This window comes from Klebsiella sp. D-Nf1 (assembly GCF_002810515.1).
GTDB classification, from domain to species: domain Bacteria; phylum Pseudomonadota; class Gammaproteobacteria; order Enterobacterales; family Enterobacteriaceae; genus Klebsiella; species Klebsiella variicola.
In genome coordinates, this window is the sequence record NZ_PIOK01000003.1 from 1 (window position 1) to 16,555 (window position 16,555).

At 55.4% G+C, this 16,555-nt stretch carries 15 protein-coding genes, 2 tRNA genes and 2 rRNA genes; 11 read left to right on the forward strand and 8 right to left on the reverse strand.

Annotated elements, in window-relative coordinates; genetic code table 11:
• From CWM54_RS13655 to dkgB, 4 genes are all read left to right on the forward strand, one after another.
• Positions 1–107: ribosomal RNA gene (locus CWM54_RS13655) — 23S ribosomal RNA — on the forward strand; the annotation flags it as partial.
• Positions 108–305: 198 nt separating this feature from the next.
• Positions 306–421 (forward strand): 5S ribosomal RNA (gene rrf / locus CWM54_RS13660).
• A gap of 57 nt (positions 422–478) precedes the next feature.
• A tRNA-Asp gene (locus CWM54_RS13665) sits at positions 479–555 on the forward strand.
• A 164-nt stretch (positions 556–719) separates the two neighbouring features.
• Positions 720–1,523, forward strand: a complete 804-nt coding sequence (gene dkgB, locus CWM54_RS13670) for a 2,5-didehydrogluconate reductase DkgB (protein ID WP_061155681.1) — start codon at positions 720–722, stop codon at positions 1,521–1,523.
• A 45-nt stretch (positions 1,524–1,568) separates the two neighbouring features.
• Here dkgB and yafC read toward each other — a convergent pair whose 3' ends face one another.
• Entirely contained in the window at positions 1,569–2,474 is a 906-nt protein-coding gene (yafC, locus tag CWM54_RS13675; RefSeq protein WP_100697498.1) for a DNA-binding transcriptional regulator YafC, read from the reverse strand.
• A 104-nt stretch (positions 2,475–2,578) separates the two neighbouring features.
• On the opposite strand from yafC, the gene CWM54_RS13680 reads away from it, so the two are divergent.
• From CWM54_RS13680 to CWM54_RS13690, 3 genes are all read left to right on the forward strand, one after another.
• Complete coding sequence (locus CWM54_RS13680; RefSeq protein WP_100697500.1) at positions 2,579–3,769, forward strand: MFS transporter; 1,191 nt, start codon at positions 2,579–2,581, stop codon at positions 3,767–3,769.
• A gap of 102 nt (positions 3,770–3,871) precedes the next feature.
• The gene (locus CWM54_RS13685) at positions 3,872–4,669 is read left to right on the forward strand and encodes an endonuclease/exonuclease/phosphatase family protein (protein ID WP_004204614.1); all 798 of its coding nucleotides are present in this window, start codon (positions 3,872–3,874) and stop codon (positions 4,667–4,669) included.
• Positions 4,670–4,756: 87 nt separating this feature from the next.
• Positions 4,757–5,527, forward strand: a complete 771-nt coding sequence (locus CWM54_RS13690) for a class I SAM-dependent methyltransferase (RefSeq protein ID WP_100697502.1) — start codon at positions 4,757–4,759, stop codon at positions 5,525–5,527.
• A 60-nt stretch (positions 5,528–5,587) separates the two neighbouring features.
• Here CWM54_RS13690 and mltD read toward each other — a convergent pair whose 3' ends face one another.
• Both mltD and gloB read right to left on the reverse strand, forming a co-directional pair.
• On the reverse strand, positions 5,588–6,955 hold the full coding sequence (mltD, locus tag CWM54_RS13695) for a murein transglycosylase D (protein WP_032737077.1): 1,368 nt from the start codon (positions 6,953–6,955) through the stop codon (positions 5,588–5,590).
• A gap of 71 nt (positions 6,956–7,026) precedes the next feature.
• A complete protein-coding gene (gloB, locus tag CWM54_RS13700) occupies positions 7,027–7,782 on the reverse strand; it encodes a hydroxyacylglutathione hydrolase (RefSeq protein ID WP_061155677.1) in 756 nt (251 codons plus the stop codon).
• 32 nt (positions 7,783–7,814) lie between these two features.
• Here gloB and CWM54_RS13705 point away from each other — a divergent pair, with 32 nt between their 5' ends.
• Positions 7,815–8,537 (forward strand): class I SAM-dependent methyltransferase, encoded by a 723-nt coding sequence (locus tag CWM54_RS13705; RefSeq protein WP_061155676.1) that lies wholly within the window; start codon positions 7,815–7,817, stop codon positions 8,535–8,537.
• Here CWM54_RS13705 and rnhA read toward each other — a convergent pair.
• A complete protein-coding gene (gene rnhA, locus CWM54_RS13710; protein WP_061155675.1) occupies positions 8,534–9,001 on the reverse strand; it encodes a ribonuclease HI in 468 nt (155 codons plus the stop codon). The two genes, CWM54_RS13705 and rnhA, sit on opposite strands and share 4 nt — an antisense overlap.
• Before the next feature lie 64 nt (positions 9,002–9,065).
• Between rnhA and dnaQ the strand changes: the two genes are divergently transcribed.
• On the forward strand, positions 9,066–9,797 hold the full coding sequence (gene dnaQ, locus CWM54_RS13715) for a DNA polymerase III subunit epsilon (protein WP_100697504.1): 732 nt from the start codon (positions 9,066–9,068) through the stop codon (positions 9,795–9,797).
• A 133-nt stretch (positions 9,798–9,930) separates the two neighbouring features.
• A tRNA-Asp gene (locus CWM54_RS13725) sits at positions 9,931–10,007 on the forward strand.
• Positions 10,008–10,066: 59 nt separating this feature from the next.
• Here the strand turns inward: CWM54_RS13725 and CWM54_RS13730 are convergent.
• Positions 10,067–10,948: a LysR family transcriptional regulator gene (locus tag CWM54_RS13730; RefSeq protein ID WP_100697508.1), complete on the reverse strand. Its 882-nt coding sequence runs from the start codon at positions 10,946–10,948 to the stop codon at positions 10,067–10,069.
• 103 nt (positions 10,949–11,051) lie between these two features.
• Between CWM54_RS13730 and eamB the strand changes: the two genes are divergently transcribed.
• Positions 11,052–11,642, forward strand: coding sequence for a cysteine/O-acetylserine transporter (gene eamB / locus CWM54_RS13735; RefSeq protein WP_061155674.1), 591 nt, complete (start codon positions 11,052–11,054; stop codon positions 11,640–11,642).
• Positions 11,643–11,670: 28 nt separating this feature from the next.
• On the opposite strand, the gene CWM54_RS13740 is transcribed toward eamB, so the two are convergent.
• The 3 genes from CWM54_RS13740 to fadE all read right to left on the reverse strand — a co-directional run bounded on the left by CWM54_RS13740 (position 11,671) and on the right by fadE (position 16,414).
• Positions 11,671–12,771, reverse strand: a complete 1,101-nt coding sequence (locus tag CWM54_RS13740) for an AI-2E family transporter (RefSeq protein ID WP_061155673.1) — start codon at positions 12,769–12,771, stop codon at positions 11,671–11,673.
• Positions 12,772–13,019: 248 nt separating this feature from the next.
• Entirely contained in the window at positions 13,020–13,790 is a 771-nt protein-coding gene (locus CWM54_RS13745) for an amidohydrolase (protein WP_061156412.1), read from the reverse strand.
• A 179-nt stretch (positions 13,791–13,969) separates the two neighbouring features.
• On the reverse strand, positions 13,970–16,414 hold the full coding sequence (gene fadE, locus CWM54_RS13750) for an acyl-CoA dehydrogenase FadE (RefSeq protein WP_100697510.1): 2,445 nt from the start codon (positions 16,412–16,414) through the stop codon (positions 13,970–13,972).
• Between the last annotated feature and the right edge of the window lie 141 nt (positions 16,415–16,555).

A 16,555-nucleotide genomic window follows, 5' to 3' on the forward strand; every position in this document is an offset into this window, starting at 1 on the left:
TAAGTCTCCTGAAGGAACGTTGAAGACGACGACGTTGATAGGCCGGGTGTGTAAGCGCAGCGATGCGTTGAGCTAACCGGTACTAATGAACCGTGAGGCTTAACCTTACAACGCCGAAGCTGTTTTGGCGGATTTGAGAGAAGATTTTCAGCTTAGATTCAGAGTTGAGTACGCAATAATTTGCGCAGCAGCAAGGCGGCAAGCGAAGGAAAGGAAAGAGCATACTGAAGTATGTGACTGACTTTACGAGCGCAGGCAACGCGGCTGATGCGATAAAGAATGGCGTACTGAGCACAAAGAATTTGCCTGGCGGCGATAGCGCGGTGGTCCCACCTGACCCCATGCCGAACTCAGAAGTGAAACGCCGTAGCGCCGATGGTAGTGTGGGGTCTCCCCATGTGAGAGTAGGGAACTGCCAGGCATCAAATTGCAGTAAGCCGGGGTGACAACCGGTGGTAATAAAGCGAAGAAATTCGGTGGAGCGGTAGTTCAGTCGGTTAGAATACCTGCCTGTCACGCAGGGGGTCGCGGGTTCGAGTCCCGTCCGTTCCGCCACTTATTAAGAGCCCTGAGCATTTGCTCAGGGCTTTTTTGTTTGCTCTATTCCCTATTATTGCTAAATCAGCAAAAATCCTCTGCATTAATCGCTCTTTTTCTCCACTTCTCCCTCAGCCATAATTCTATCCGTTAACCGAAATGAAGAAATAACGAGGAAAATCATGGCAATCCCTGCATTTGGTCTTGGCACCTTCCGTCTGAAAGATGATGTTGTTATCGCATCCGTAAAAACCGCGCTGGAGCTGGGCTATCGTACTATCGACACCGCGCAAATCTATGACAACGAAGCCGCGGTGGGTCAGGCCATCGCCGAAAGCGGCGTGCCGCGTGATGAGCTGTTCATCACCACCAAAATCTGGATCGAAAACCTGAGCAAAGACAAACTCATCGCCAGCCTGAAAGAGAGCCTGCAGAAGCTGCGCACTGACTATGTTGACCTGACGCTGATCCACTGGCCGTCGCCGAATGACGCTGTTGCCGTTGAAGAGTTTATGGCTGCCCTGATGGAAGCGAAGAAACTGGGACTGACCCGTCAGATCGGTATCTCCAACTTCACTATTCCGCTGATGGAGCGTGCGATTGCCGCTGTTGGTGCGGAAAACATCGCGACCAACCAGATTGAGCTCTCGCCGTACCTGCAAAACCGTAAAGTGGTCGATTGGGCGCGTGAGCACGGCATCCATATCACCTCTTACATGACGCTGGCCTACGGTAAGGCACTGAAAGATGAAGTGATTGCCCGCATCGCGGCGAAACATGGTGCGACCCCAGCGCAGGTTATTCTGGCATGGGCAATGGGCGAAGGCTATGCGGTTATCCCATCGTCCACCAAGCGTGACAACCTGGCCAGCAACCTGAAAGCGCAGGATCTGCAGTTGGATGATGAAGATCGTAAAGCGATCGCCGCACTGGACTGCAACGATCGTCTGGTGAGTCCGGAAGGTCTGGCTCCGCAGTGGGATTAATCTCCCGATACCGGGATGCCGCTCGCATTGCCGCCTGAGATTGTATTACGACAGCTCCTTCGGGAGCTGTTTTACATGCTCGCTCAGAAAATCAATAAATGCCCTGATGCGGGTGCTGACCGCCCGGTCGCTGTAATAGACGGCACTGAAGGGCATCTCCACCGGTAAGCGCTTATCGGCCAGTAGTTCGACAAACTCTCCGCTGGCAATCTCTTTATCCACCATGTAATCCGACAAACAGGCAATTCCGTTACCGGTCAGGCACAGCTGCTTGAGCGTTTCGCCGCTGTTGGATGACACCGCCGACTCGATCTCTAACAGCTGACCATCGCAACAGGAGACCGGCCAGGTATTCAGTGATACCGGCTCGGTGAACCCGAGGCAGTGATGCTGTTTCAGATTGGACGGATCCTGTGGCATACCGTAGCGCGCGACATAGTCGGGCGAGGCGACGATCTTACGATAGCTGGTAAACAGCGGCCGGGCGCGCAGGCTGGAATCCGTTAAGGTCCCGGCCCGAATGGCTACATCCACTTTTCGTTCAATCAGATTGATAAACGTCTCAGACGAGACGAGCGACAGCGTCATTTCCGGGTAGCGCTCACGAAATGGCTTCACCAGCGGCATGAGAAAATGCAGCATCACCGGCGTCGCGGCATCCACCCGCAGCAGGCCTCGCGGCGTCGTGCGCGTCTCCAGCAGGTCATTCTCTGCCGCCGCCATTTCCTGCAAGACCACCTGCATCCGACGAAAATAGCGCTCGCCTTCCTCCGTCAGACTAAGCTGGCGGGTGGTCCGATTGAGCAGGCTTACGCCTAGCTTTGATTCCAGCTTCTTGACCGCCCGGCTGACGGCAGAGTTGGCCTGTCCGAGCTGCTCGGCCGCCCGGCTGAAACTCCCGCTTTCCACCACCGCCACAAAGATGGCGATCTCCTCTGATGTGGCTCTCATTATTGCACCTGTAGCAAAATTCTATTGATACTTTGATGGTTTTTGTTATTTATACAACCCTTCATACTACGTGTCATCTTAATCCTGATGCTACGGAGTAAATTATGCCACTGGCGCTATTTGCCTTAACTATCGGTGCCTTCGCAATTGGCACCACTGAATTTGTGATTGTCGGTCTGGTCCCGACCATCGCGCAACAACTCTCTATCTCTCTGCCTTCTGCGGGACTACTGGTCTCTATCTACGCGCTGGGTGTGGCGATCGGCGCCCCGGTATTGACGGCACTAACGGGTCGTATGCCGCGTAAACAGCTGCTGCTGGCGTTGATGGTCCTGTTTACGGCGGGTAATGTGCTGGCCTGGCAGGCCCCGGGCTATGAAACGCTGATCCTAGCGCGATTGCTGACCGGACTGGCACACGGCGTGTTCTTCTCTATTGGCTCGACAATCGCCACCAGCCTGGTGGCAAAAGAGAAAACCGCCTCAGCTATCGCTATTATGTTCGGCGGCCTGACGGTCGCGCTGGTCACCGGGGTGCCGTTCGGGACTTTCATCGGTCAGCATTTTGGCTGGCGGGAAACGTTCCTCGCGGTATCGATTCTGGGCGTGATTGCGCTTATCAGCAGCCTGATTCTGGTACCGAATAATATTCCGGGCCGTGCCAGTGCCAGCCTGCGCGATCAGATGAAAGTATTAACTCATCCTCGCCTGCTGATGATCTACGCCATTACCGCGCTGGGCTACGGCGGCGTGTTTACCGCCTTTACTTTTCTTGCACCGATGATGCAGGAACTGGCCGGTTTCAGCCCGTCAGCGGTTAGCTGGATCCTGTTGGGCTATGGTGTCTCGGTTGCTATCGGCAATGTGTGGGGAGGCAAACTGGCCGATAAGCATGGCGCCGTCTCCGCGCTGAAGTTTATCTTCGCCGCGCTGGTTGTGCTGTTGCTGGTCTTCCAGTTGACCGCCAGCATCCACTATGCCGCGCTGGCAACGGTTCTGGTTATGGGTATTTTCGCCTTCGGTAACGTTCCGGGTCTGCAGGTGTACGTGGTGCAAAAAGCCGAACAGTACACGCCTGGCGCCGTCGACGTCGCTTCCGGCCTGAATATTGCCGCCTTCAATATTGGTATCGCACTGGGGTCCATCGTCGGTGGGCAGACGGTTGAACGGTATGGTCTGGCGCAGACGCCGTGGATTGGTGCGGTGATTGTGCTGGTCGCCTTGCTGTTGGTGGTGCTGAGCGGTCGTTTAGATAAATCGCCACACCGTTCGGCAGCGGTTTCTCTCGAAGGCTAAGGGTTTATCGCAAATTGCATTGAAAGTGGATGGGAAAATCCCTATAACAGAAGAACCAGTCGTTGTTGGGCTGGTTTCTGTTATTGAGGATTGATGCCCAAATTGCGAAAGAATACCTATGCCATGCGCTACGTCGCCGGACAACCTGCGGAGAGAATATTGCCTCCGGGGGCGTTTGCGGGTGTGAGTCCGGTTTATCCTGCCGGCACGCCGTTAAGCAGCGATGAGAAGATCCGCGTGCTGGTATGGAATATCTTCAAGCAGCAGCGCGCAGAGTGGCAGTCAGTCCTCAAAAATTTCGGCAAAGATGCCCATTTAGTCCTGTTGCAGGAGGCGCAGACGACGCCTGAGCTGGTCAGGTTCGCGACCACTAACTATCTGGCTGCCGATCAGGTACCGGCTCTGGTGCTGCCGCAGCATCCTTCCGGCGTGATGACGCTGGCCTCTGCTCACCCCATCTATTGCTGCCCGCTGCGCGAGCGCGAACCCATTTTGCGCCTGCCTAAATCCGCATTAGTGACCGTCTATCCGCTGCCCGATGCGCGATTGTTGATGGTGGTGAACATCCATGCCGTTAACTTTAGTCTTGGCGTTGACGTCTACAGTAAACAGCTGCTGCCGATAGGCGATCAGATTGCCCATCACAGCGGGCCGGTGATCATGGCCGGAGACTTCAATGCCTGGAGCCGCCCGCGGATGAACGCGCTGTACCGCTTTGCGCGTGAGATGTCGTTACGCGAAGTTCGTTTCTCTGACGACCAGCGCCGCCGCGCGTTTGGTCGTCCGCTCGATTTTGTGTTCTATCGTGGGTTAAGCGTGCACGATGCTTCCGTGCTGGTGACCCGCGCCTCCGATCACAACCCGCTACTAGTCGAATTCAGTCCCGGCAAGCCTGATTAATTTAAGGTATGTCAGGCCTGCCATCGGGCAGGTCTGCGTTCAGCACGATGCTGCCCTAAATTACTCACACAACCGAAGGACAACACAATGACAACACGCTCTCACCATGACAACGTCGAAAAGCAGTTCGGCTCCCAGGCCAGCGCCTATTTGACCAGCGCCGTGCACGCCTCCGGGCGCGATCTGCAGCGGCTGGCGGAACGGCTGGCCGATTTCCCTCAGGCGAAAGTGCTGGATATGGGCTGCGGGGCAGGGCACGCCAGCTTTACCGCGGCGGGACAGGTTGCCGAGGTGACCGCCTATGATTTATCAAGCCAGATGCTGGAAGTGGTTACCGCGGCGGCAAAAGAGAAAGGCTTTACCAATATCGTGACCCAGCAGGGATATGCTGAAACGCTGCCGTTCGCTGATGCCAGTTTTGATGTGGTGATTAGCCGCTACTCCGCTCACCACTGGCATGATGTCGGCCAGGCGCTGCGTGAGGTGAAACGGGTGCTGAAGCCGGGCGGGGTGATGATCATAATGGACGTGATGTCGCCGGGCCATCCGGTGCGTGATGTCTGGTTGCAGACCGTGGAAGCGCTGCGCGATACCTCGCACGTGCGTAATTATTCCAGCGGCGAGTGGCTGGCGCTGGCCAATGACGCAGGCCTGGTGATTAATCATTTATCGACCGATCGCCTGCCGCTGGAGTTCAGCTCCTGGGTGGCGCGGATGCGTACCCCAGAGGCGCTGGTAGAAGCGATTCGCTTATATCAGCAGAGCGCTTCGGCGGAGGTCAAAGCCTACTTCGAATTACAGCAGGACGGGTCGTTTACCAGCGATACCATCCTGTTCGAAGCACATAAGGCCGTCTAAAGCGGGCAATAAAAAAGGCACCGGGGGAAGTCGGTGCCTTTTTATCGAACCCTGAGAGTATCAGGACTCTGGTCGATCGCTGTTTTTCACGAACAGCGTCAACTGATCGCCGGGCCGCAAATTGTCGGTATCGCTGTTCCAGCGCATCACGTCGCGAATGTTAACACCGTGACGTTTTGCGATGCTCGACAACGAATCACCTTTGCGAACACGATAGGTGATGCTATCGCTGTTATTCGCCAGGCGCTGTGCGCTGCTACCTGCGCCGACAACCAGATTCTGCCCGACTTTTAACCCTGAACCGCGCAGGTTGTTCCACTGCTGCAAATCCCGGGTCGTGACGCCGAGACGCGAAGCAATCCCGGAAATCGTGTCGCCAGAACGTACCTTATAGCTACGGCTGGTCAGCGGCGTATTGTCCGCGAGCTGCGTTGGCTGCACGGCGGCAATGTCGCCAGAGGCCAGCGATTCACGCAGCTGAGCAGCGTGCTTCTGCGGCACCATGACGTACTTTGGCCCACTCGCGCCCAGCGTTGATCCCTTTACGCCAGCGTTGAAGGTTTTCAGTTTGCTGACCGGCATTCCTGCCATGTCCGCGAGCTGAGAAATATCAACCGGGCTGTCGAGGCGAACGCGCGCCAGCGCACGGCTTTCATCGGCCGTAGGCAGCTTTACGCCGTAACGCTTGCTGTTTTTGAGAATGTCGCTCAACGCCAGCATTTTCGGTACGTAGATTTTCGTTTCATGCGGCAGAGACAGCGACCAGAAATCGGTGGGTTTACCACGCGAACGGTTCGCTTTTACTGCCTTCATGACCCGACCTTCGCCGCTGTTATAGGCTGCGACCGTTAATAACCAGTCGCCGTCGAACATTTTGTTCAGACGTTGCATCATGTCCAGCGCCGCGGTAGTAGAGGCGACGACGTCACGACGCGCATCGTAACTGCGGGTCTGTTTTAAACCATAATTGCGCCCTGTGCTCGGAATGATCTGCCAAATGCCTGCGGCATTGGCGCCAGACGTCGCGTGTGGGTCAAAAGCGCTCTCCACTATGGGTAGTAATACCAGTTCCATTGGCATGTTACGTTTCTTAACCTGCCCGGCTATCCAGTACATATACGGCTCTGCCCGTAAAGTTACATCGTGGAGATAGCTCTTATTTCTTAAGTACTTCTGTTTCTGTTCGCGAATCCGGGGATTATCCGGTATTCCCATCTTTAGCTCGTCGCCTATGGAAGTCCACAGATCCTGGTCTTGCGCGTAGAAGGTTCCATCATCTAACCAGCGCGCTTGACTTGTGAACTTACCTGCTTCCCCTTGACCAGCCGCAGAAAGGCTCTGTGCTCGCTGTTCGACGGTGCCATCGTGCTTAGACGCCTGGCACCCCACCAGCAGGACAGAGGCGAGTAATATCGCTCGTGCCTTCATGTGTGTGTCAATAGTTGCTTAAAAGACGACCAAGGATAACGGCGAAGTTGTCCGATGACAAGAATTAAATATCAGAAGTCGTCTTTCTTTGACCTTAACCATGCAAATCGCGCCACAGAGTGTTGCAAATTTGTTTCTTTGTTAATTTTATCAATTAAATCAACATCATTTACGCGTAAAAATAAATTTATACGACGCTCATTTTTCAGAATTACGGGTAGTGTTTTTTGTTTTTTTGCACGTAACTCATTAACTTTATGATAGTAATCGTTTATGTCCCTATCATCTGGCAGGATACTCAATGCAAACTTCATATTCGCTAACGTATATTCATGTGCGCAACATATGAGGGTTTCTTCAGGAAGGGCGTTAATTTTCATAAATGATTGATACATCTGCTCAGCAGTACCTTCGAACAGCCTTCCGCAGCCGCCGGAAAACATAGTGTCGCCACAGAACAGATAAGGTTCGCTGTAGTAACAGATATGTCCTAATGTGTGACCTGGCGTAGAGAAAATGGAAAAATCGCGCCCGAGAATTGACAGCCGATCGCCATCGCCTACTACCTGAGTGACTCCCTTATCCTGGGTTTCCGCCGGCCCGTAAACCGCTATAGAAGGGAATTTCTCCCGTAGTTGTTTTACGCCGCCGACGTGATCCTGATGATGATGGGTCAGTAAAATGGCCTCGGGCTGCCACTGGTTTTCCTCGATTGCCGCCAGAACCGGCGCGGCTTCGCCAGGGTCAACGATGATGCAGCGGCCGTTATTCTCACTGAGAACCCAGATGTAGTTGTCCTGAAACGCGGGAATACTGATAAGATTCATAAATTACCTCTAAAGCGTAGCGGAAGGTGGCAATGAAGCCGGCAAGGATACCTCACACAGTGACAGCGCCTGAGCATTGGTCCAGTATGCCGTGGGGCGAATACTATCGCGAAACGCTGGAACAGCAGATGAAACCGTGGCTGGCTAAATTATATGGCTTTCATCTGCTTAAGATTGGCAATCTGAGCGCGGAAATCAATACCGAAGCTTGCGCCATCTCGCATCAGGTCAATGTCTCGCTGGCGGGAAACCCGATGCAGGTCCGGGCCGACCCGCTGCATTTACCCTTTGCCGAAAAGTCCGTCGACGCCTGTCTGCTGGCGCACACTCTGCCGTGGTGTGGCGATCCGCATCGTCTGCTGCGGGAAGCCGATCGCGTGCTGATTGATGATGGCTGGATGATCCTGACCGGGTTTAATCCGGTCAGCCTGATGGGAGTGCGTAAGCTGGTGCCGGTCCTGCGCAAAGGTACGCCTTATAATAGCCGTATGTTTACGCTGATGCGCCAGCTGGACTGGCTGTCGCTACTCAACTTTGAAGTGCTGCACTATGGGCGTTACCAGGTTTTACCCTGGTCGCGCCACGGTGGCAAACTATTGAGCACTCATCTGCCAGCGCTGGGCTGTTTACAATTGATTGTCGCCCGCAAACGGACCATTCCGCTGACGCTCAATCCGATGAAATCCGGCAAAGCGAAAACGCAGCTGCGGCCGGCAGTGGGCGCCACCCGGCAGTGGCGCAAGGGGCAGAATTAGCTCTCAGGCTGGTAGCCGATATCGTCCTGAGTGGGATGAGTGGCTGCCGCGCGGGCCAGTTCGTCGCAGCGTTCGTTTTCAGGATGGCCGGCGTGGCCCTTCACCCATTCCCATTTAATCTTATGCTGGCCAAGTGCAGCGTCCAGGCGCTGCCAGAGGTCGACATTCTTCACCGGTTTTTTATCTGCCGTTTTCCAGCCGCGCTTTTTCCAGTTGTGGATCCACTGGGTGATCCCCTGGCGGACATACTGGCTGTCGGTGCTGAGTACGACCTCGCAATGTTCTTTTAACGCTTCCAGGGCGACGATTGCCGCCATCAGTTCCATGCGATTATTGGTGGTCAGACGGTAGCCGGCGCTAAAGGTTTTTTCGTGCTGGCGGTAGCGCATGATGGCGCCGTAACCGCCGGGTCCTGGATTTCCCAGGCAAGAGCCGTCGGTGAAAATTTCTACCTGTTTGAGCATCTCTGGTAGACTTCCTGTAATTGAAATCGATTTGTAAACGATAAGTCTGACATAAATGACCGCTATGAGCACTGCAATTACGCGCCAGATTGTTCTCGATACCGAAACCACCGGTATGAACCAGATCGGGGCGCACTACGAAGGACACAAGATTATTGAGATCGGCGCCGTGGAGGTGATCAACCGCCGCCTGACCGGTAACAATTTCCACGTCTATCTGAAACCCGACCGGCTGGTGGATCCTGAAGCATTCGGCGTGCACGGGATCGCCGATGAGTTCCTGCTGGATAAACCCACCTTTGCCGACGTTGCTGATGAGTTTATGGATTACATCCGCGGCGCGGAGCTGGTGATCCATAACGCCTCGTTCGATATCGGCTTTATGGACTATGAATTCGGGAAGCTGAACCGCGGCATCGGGAAAACCGATACCTTTTGTAAAATCACCGACAGTCTGGCACTGGCGCGGAAAATGTTCCCCGGCAAGCGCAACAGCCTGGATGCGTTATGTTCGCGCTACGAAATAGATAACAGCAAGCGTACGCTGCACGGGGCATTACTCGATGCCCAGATTCTGGCCGATGTCTATTTGATGATGACCGGCGGCCAGACTTCGATGGCGTTCTCTATGGAAGGCGAAAGCCAGCAGCAGGCGGGAGAGATGGGCATTCAGCGCGTCGTCCGCGCCGCCAGCCAGTTACGGGTGGTTTATGCCTCTGATGAAGAACTGGTGAACCATGAATCACGCCTCGACCTGGTACAAAAGAAAGGCGGAAGCTGCCTGTGGCGTGCCTGATAACCCCTGAAATGGATTAAAAGTAGGCGGTTGGGCGATTTTTGCAGCAAACGATTCAAAACGGTAGAAAAAGCGTTGACGGGGTAGAGGGGAATACGTAATATTCGCCTCGTTCCCAACGGAACAACAACGCGGAGCGGTAGTTCAGTCGGTTAGAATACCTGCCTGTCACGCAGGGGGTCGCGGGTTCGAGTCCCGTCCGTTCCGCCACTATTCAGAAAGCCTGAATCAGCAATGATTCAGGCTTTCGTCGTTTTCGTCGCCGAATTTCAGCGCGCCTCTTGTTCCTCCTGCATACACTGCATGAATACCCGCATCGCCGGACTGATTGCTTTCCCGGCGTGATGGGCGCAGAGCGCATGGATCGTCAGCGGCGTCTCGCTGAACGGCAGCTCGACCAGCGTCCCGCGTTTGAGCTCCTCCTCTACCGCAAAGCGCGGCAGGAAGCTCACCCCAAGATTACCCGCCACACACTGCTTGATGCTTTCAATACTCCACAGTTCGATGGTGTTCTCCATGGTAATGCCGCGCTGGCGCAGGGTACTTTCAAAAATCTGCCGGAACACGCACTGGGGCTCGTTGATGATAAAGCTCAATGGGATATGCTGCTGCGGGCGCAGGAAGTCGACCGGCGCCTGATCGACTGACGCGACCAGCGCCAGCGGCTGCGGGCCAAGTTCCATCATGGTGAGTGCATCATCGTTGCCAACCCGGTAAAACACCCCCAGGTCGACTTCGTCAGCGAGCAGCGCATCACGGATGCTGTAGCAATTGAGCGACTGTAGTGACAGGCGGACCTTCGGGGCGCGTTGCTTAAAACGCTGCAGCACCGGCGGCATTTTATACGCCAGCAGGGTTTCACCAGTGGCGACGCGAAGTTCACCGCCGGGTTCATCGTCCTGGCGGGCTGCCTGACGAATCGACGCCATTACTTTGGTCAAGTCGTAGACATGCGGCAGGACATTCTTACCCGCGGCGGTGAGACACATCCGCCGGCCAATTTTCTCAAACAACGGGATGGCAAGCTCTTGCTCAAGCTGCTGGATATGAAAGGTTACGGTGGACTGGGTGCAGCACAGTTTCTGCGAGGCGCGCAGAAAGGATCCTTCTTCGACAACCGTTTTGAAGGTGATAAAGCGTCGCAGATCCATATTTCCTCTTTATATCGACATTCTCGAAGTCAGAATGAAAAAACATTCATTTTTTTAAATTATCAGCTTCGGGTACTGTCTGCCAGTCAAGAGGAGAAAATACGTGACACCTACCCTGATTAGCGCCTTTTTAACGTACACCCTGATCACCGCCCTGACGCCCGGGCCGAATAATATTCTGGCGCTGAGCAGCGTCACCGCGCACGGCTTTCGACGCAGCACACGGGTACTGGTCGGTATGAGCCTCGGATTCGTGATTATCATGCTGATTTGCGCCGGGCTGACGTTAACCCTTGTTACGCTGGATGCGGGAATTACCTCCCTGCTCCGCTGGATCGGCGCGGGTTATATTCTGTGGCTGGCCTGGCACATTGCCCGTAGCGATCCTGCCAGCGGCGGGCAGGAGGAGCGGCCTGTCAGCTTCTGGGCCAGCCTGGGGCTGCAGTTTGTGAATGTAAAAATTATCCTGTACGGCATCACGGCCCTGTCGACCTTTGTTCTGCCGGTGACTCGCGAGCCATTCTGGCTGGTGATGATAAGCCTGTTGCTGTCAGTAATAGGCGTTGCCGGCAATCTTTGCTGGGCGCTGGCCGGTCAGCTGTTTCAGCCGGTGTTCGAACGCCATGGAAAAGGGTTAAATCTGCTGCTGGCGCTGCTGCTGGTCTGGTGCGCGGTGCGAATGTTTATGGAATGAATTAAGGGAGCGTAACGCTCCCTTGAGGTTATTTATCCTGCGGCAGGGCGGGTTGCCCTTCATTTACCCAGGTCATGAAAATCCGGTAACCGATGGCCAGCAGAGTGGCACCGAGGAACATACCGAGAATACCGTTAGAGGCCATTCCGCCGAGGGCGCCCAGCAGCACCACCGGCATTGGCGCATCGACTCCGCGCCCCAGCAGCAGAGGTTTGAGAACGTTATCGGCCATACCGGCGACGATCAGCAGGATGGTGTAGAAGATATCCATTCCGGTACTGTGGGTACCGAGACTCCACATTAGCGCAATGGCCGGGGCCGTCACCAGGATCACCGGCACCTGCGCAATGCCGAGGATCAGGGCCAGAATAAAGAAGATCCCAACGGCGGGAATGCTGGCCATCAGCATGATCACGCCGACCAGCAGCGCCTGGATCAATGCCACCCCGATGACGCCCTGGGCGACCGCGCGGATGGTGCTGGTGCACAGGCGGGTGAGGGTCACGCCTTTATTTTCATCGGTAATACGAATGGCAATACGCTGTGCGCTGATGGCGCCTGCTGTGCCCCAGGCCATCATAATTCCCGAGACGATAAACGAAATAATAAAGCCAATCAGCCCGCCGCCCATGCTGGCCAAAATGCTGAGAAACTGTTTGGCAATGTCGCCGATTTGCGAGCGGTAATTACTGAGCAGCCCCGGGAGATCCACGGAAGCCCTCATCCACAGGGCGCTAAGCCGTTCGCCAATGATCGGTAACGCGGCAATGCGCGAAGAGGGCGGGGGAATGGTAAAGCTCTGGCTCCCCATCTTGTCAATCATGTCGCTGGCGCTTTCCGCCAGCGAGGTGATCATCAGCACCGTGGGGATGACGATCAGTAAAATACCTAACAACACCAGCACCACTGACGCCAGTCCCTGTTTGCCCGCTAACAGTCCGGCAAAATATTGATGTAAGGGATAAAGCGCCACGGCGAGGATCAGCGCCCAGAGCATCATATTGATAAAGGGAGAAAAGACGGTAAAACAGAATGAGGCCAGCGCCAGAATAAGCCCGAACCGAATAAACATATCGAGAAAGCGGGTGACCAGCCGTTTTTCAATCAACAGCAGATTATTATTATCCATTGTCTATTACGCTCACATAATATTCTTACGCCAACGCTCAGCGTTGTTTAACAAAACACGCCAGCAACAGAAAATTCATGATTTACAACGCAGAAGTGAGTTGAAGGTGATCTCCGTCCATTTGATTGTGGAGTCTTTTAATGAGTGTAGAACAGAAATGAATGGCGCCCGGCAAATATTCTGTGGCGCGTTGGCGGGCGAAATCCCGCTTTCTTTACCCGCTGAATGGGGAAGAAAGCGGAGGGATATTAATCGAGGGTAAAAGGATCGGCATCGCGCCAGGCGGGAAATTTTTCACGATATTCCTGGAGGGCCGTCAGCGACAATTCGGCGTCAAGACGGGTGGCCTGATGCGGATCGGCAGTAGCGACAATCTCCCCCTGGGGGCTGATAATCCGGCTATCGCCGCGGTAATGATGGCCGTTGCCGTCAGTACCGACCCGGTTACAGCCGGCGACATAGGCCTGGTTCTCGATGGCGCGAGCGACCAGCAGCGACTGCCAGTGCAGCGATCGCGGTGCCGGCCAGTTGGCGACATACAGTGCCAAATCATAGTCGTTCAGATTACGTGACCATACCGGAAAGCGCAGGTCGTAACAGACCAGCGGCAGGATCCGCCATCCGCGCCATTCAAAGACCACGCGCCGGTCACCAGCCTCATAGTGATGGTGTTCATCGGCCATACGGAACAAGTGCCGTTTATCATAATGGTGCACCGTACCGTCAGGCTCGACCAGCAGGAAGCGGTTAACGGCGCCGTGTTCGGTTTGCAGCGCAGCGCTGCCAGCGATCAGCGCCTGAGTTTGCGCGGCCTTGGCATACATCCACTCCACAACATCGGCCTGTGGCAAAGACTGTTTTGCCGCCTCCATGGCAAAGCCGGTGGTGAACATCTCCGGTAAAACAATGACATCGCGCCCGATAATCCCTTCCAGTTGGCGATCAAAATGGCGCAGGTTAGCAGGGCCGTCCATCCAGACCAGCGGTTGTTGCAACAGCGTAATTTTCAGGCCAGGCACAATGGTCAACTCCATTCTCATGAGGGGGTTAGGTTAACTGTAACACCATATCAGCCTCGCGGCGGTCAGCGGAATATTTTGTTAAAAAAATGCTACTGACAGAAGCCACGGAGGAGGGGATGACGAAAAAAAAGGCGGGGAAAGTTCCCCGCCCGGCGTGTGATGTGGTGATTGTTTTATTATGCGGCTTCAACCTTGCGAACTTTCTCCGGCAGCTTTACCGGCTGCGTTGCCAGCTCCTCTGGTGCAAAGTCGTCGACGTTGATACTGCGCAGGCGACTGTGCTCTGCACGGGTCAGAATAGCGGCTTCTTCCTGATTAATTAATCCTTTGGCCAGCGCGTTGTGTGCCAGCTCATCCAGACGGGTGAACGGCAGATTTTTACCCAACTCTTTGCAGATCCGCTGGTGGATAGGATCGGCCGCCATCACTTCCAGCAGCGCTTCTTCCAGCAGACCAACCGGGTTATGCTCGCTCGGCGTCAGGTACTGACCGCGACCGATGCGGGAGCGGGTGGCGCTGGGCACCTGCAGAATTTTAGCGACTTTATGGTCCAGCTTATCCGACGGCGCATGATGATGACGCCCGGTCGGGAAGATGGCCACGCGCATCGCGCCAGCCACCAGGCGGTTCGGGAAGTTTTTCAGCAGATCGTCGATAGCTTGTTCAGCCTGGTGCAGCGCATCCTGCACTCCCCAGTGAACCAGCGGCAGATCGGCTTCATTGCGTCCTTCATCGTCATAGCGTTTCAGCACCGCCGAGGCCAGGTACAGCTGGCTTAACACATCGCCCAGACGCGCGGAGATACGTTCGCGACGCTTGAGGCTGCCGCCCAGTACCGCCATTGATACGTCTGACAGCAGCGCCAGGTTAGCGCTCAGGCGATTCATTTGCTGATAATAGCGACGGGTGGCGTCACGGGTCGGTGCACTGCTGGTGCGCCCGCCGGTCAGGCCCAGCCAGAAACTCCGTACTTTATTACTACCGACATGGCCAATGTGTTTGAACAGCAGCTTGTCGTAGGCGTTCAGGTCGTTATTCTGCGCGGCGGCCATCTCTTCCAGCACGTAAGGGTGGCAGCGAATAGCCCCCTGACCGAAGATCATCATGCTGCGGGTCAGGATGTTTGCACCTTCAACGGTGATGGCGATAGGCGCGCCCTGATAAGCCCGGGCGAGGAAGTTGCCTTCGCCCAGCATAATGCCTTTCCCGCCGGTAATATCCATCGCGTCGATAATGGAGCGCTGGCCGCGGTGGGTACAGTGATATTTCACAATCGCGGACAGCACTGCCGGTTTCTCGCCGAGCATAATGCCGTAGGTGATCAGCGACGCAGCGGCGTCCATCACATAGGCGTTACCCGCGATGCGCGCCAGCGCCTCTTCAATCCCTTCCATTTTGCCGATCGAAATCTTGAACTGGCGGCGAATATGGGCGTAGGCACCGGTTGCCATGGCGACTGATTTCAGACCGCCGGTGGCGTTGGACGGCAGGGTAATGCCGCGGCCGACCGACAGACATTCAACCAGCATGCGCCAGCCCTGACCGGCCATGCTCGGGCCGCCGATGATGTAATCGATCGGCACGAAGATATCCTTGCCGCGGGTGGGGCCGTTCTGGAACGGGACGTTCAGTGGGAAGTGGCGGCGGCCAATTTCCACACCCGGCGTTGAGGTTGGGATCAGCGCGCAGGTGATGCCCAGTTCTTCCTCACCACCCAGAAGACGATCCGGGTCAGAGAGTTTGAAGGCCAGGCCCAGCACGGTGGCGATTGGCGCCAGCGTGATATAGCGTTTGTTCCAGGTCAGGCGCATCCCCAGCACCTGCTGACCCTGCCAGTCGCCCATGCACACCACGCCGGTATCCGGGATAGCGCCGGCGTCAGAGCCCGCTTCCGGACTGGTCAGTGCGAAGCAGGGGATTTCCAGGCCGCGTGCCAGACGCGGCAGGTAATGGTTCTTCTGTTCTTCGGTACCGTAATGCTGCAGCAGTTCGCCCGGGCCCAGTGAATTCGGGACGCCGACGGTGATCGCCAGGATGCCGGAGACGCCAGAGAGTTTCTGCAGTACCCGTGCCTGAGCGTAAGCCGAGAACTCAAGCCCGCCATACTCTTTCTTAATGATCATCGCGAAGAAGCGGTGCTCTTTCAGATAGGCCCACAGCTCTGGCGGCAGATCGGCCATTTCGTGGGTGATGGCGAAGTCGTTAGCCATCCGGCAGGCTTCTTCCACCGGGCCATCAATGAATGCCTGCTCTTCGGCGGTCAGACGCGGCTGCGGATAGTTATGCAGCTTGTGCCAGTCCGGGTTGCCGCGGAACAGATCGCCTTCCCACCAGGTGGTGCCGGCGTCGATGGCTTCTTTTTCCGTACGCGACATCGGCGGAATCACCTTGCGGAAAGCGCGAAATGCCGGTGCGGAAATCATGGATTTACGCATTGGGGCAAAGTTGAACGGCAACAGAATAATGGCCAGCGGTAGCAGCAGCCAGATATTCCACAGTCCGGCCGCGCCGAGCGCCGCGGTCCAGGCGAGCAAAATCACACTGCTGAGCAGCAGACTGACCCGGTGATAGAAGAGCGCACCGAGTAAAACGACGGTTGCAACAATACTCAAAATCATCATAGAGAAATGCTCCCTGAGCTTGTAGGAGGTCTGACCACTTGTGATGTATTGGTTGTAGTGCATGCGTTTTTATTTAGCAATGTATTTACAAAATAATTACAACCTCGCTCACATTGTTGTATGCAAAAGCGGCACATAAAA

Bases quoted from the DNA above. Each gene is read 5' to 3' on its own strand.
- CWM54_RS13680 (WP_100697500.1), top strand. From the start codon at position 2,579: ATGCCACTGGCGCTATTTGCCTTAACTATCGGTGCCTTCGCAATTGGC.
- CWM54_RS13690 (WP_100697502.1), top strand. From the start codon at position 4,757: ATGACAACACGCTCTCACCATGACAACGTCGAAAAGCAGTTCGGCTCC.
- fadE (WP_100697510.1), bottom strand. From the start codon at position 16,414: ATGATGATTTTGAGTATTGTTGCAACCGTCGTTTTACTCGGTGCGCTC.
- dkgB (WP_061155681.1), top strand. From the start codon at position 720: ATGGCAATCCCTGCATTTGGTCTTGGCACCTTCCGTCTGAAAGATGAT.
- gloB (WP_061155677.1), bottom strand. From the start codon at position 7,782: ATGAATCTTATCAGTATTCCCGCGTTTCAGGACAACTACATCTGGGTT.
- CWM54_RS13730 (WP_100697508.1), bottom strand. From the start codon at position 10,948: ATGGATCTGCGACGCTTTATCACCTTCAAAACGGTTGTCGAAGAAGGA.
- yafC (WP_100697498.1), bottom strand. From the start codon at position 2,474: ATGAGAGCCACATCAGAGGAGATCGCCATCTTTGTGGCGGTGGTGGAA.
- CWM54_RS13740 (WP_061155673.1), bottom strand. From the start codon at position 12,771: ATGGATAATAATAATCTGCTGTTGATTGAAAAACGGCTGGTCACCCGC.
- mltD (WP_032737077.1), bottom strand. From the start codon at position 6,955: ATGAAGGCACGAGCGATATTACTCGCCTCTGTCCTGCTGGTGGGGTGC.
- CWM54_RS13705 (WP_061155676.1), top strand. From the start codon at position 7,815: ATGAAGCCGGCAAGGATACCTCACACAGTGACAGCGCCTGAGCATTGG.
- rnhA (WP_061155675.1), bottom strand. From the start codon at position 9,001: ATGCTCAAACAGGTAGAAATTTTCACCGACGGCTCTTGCCTGGGAAAT.
- dnaQ (WP_100697504.1), top strand. From the start codon at position 9,066: ATGAGCACTGCAATTACGCGCCAGATTGTTCTCGATACCGAAACCACC.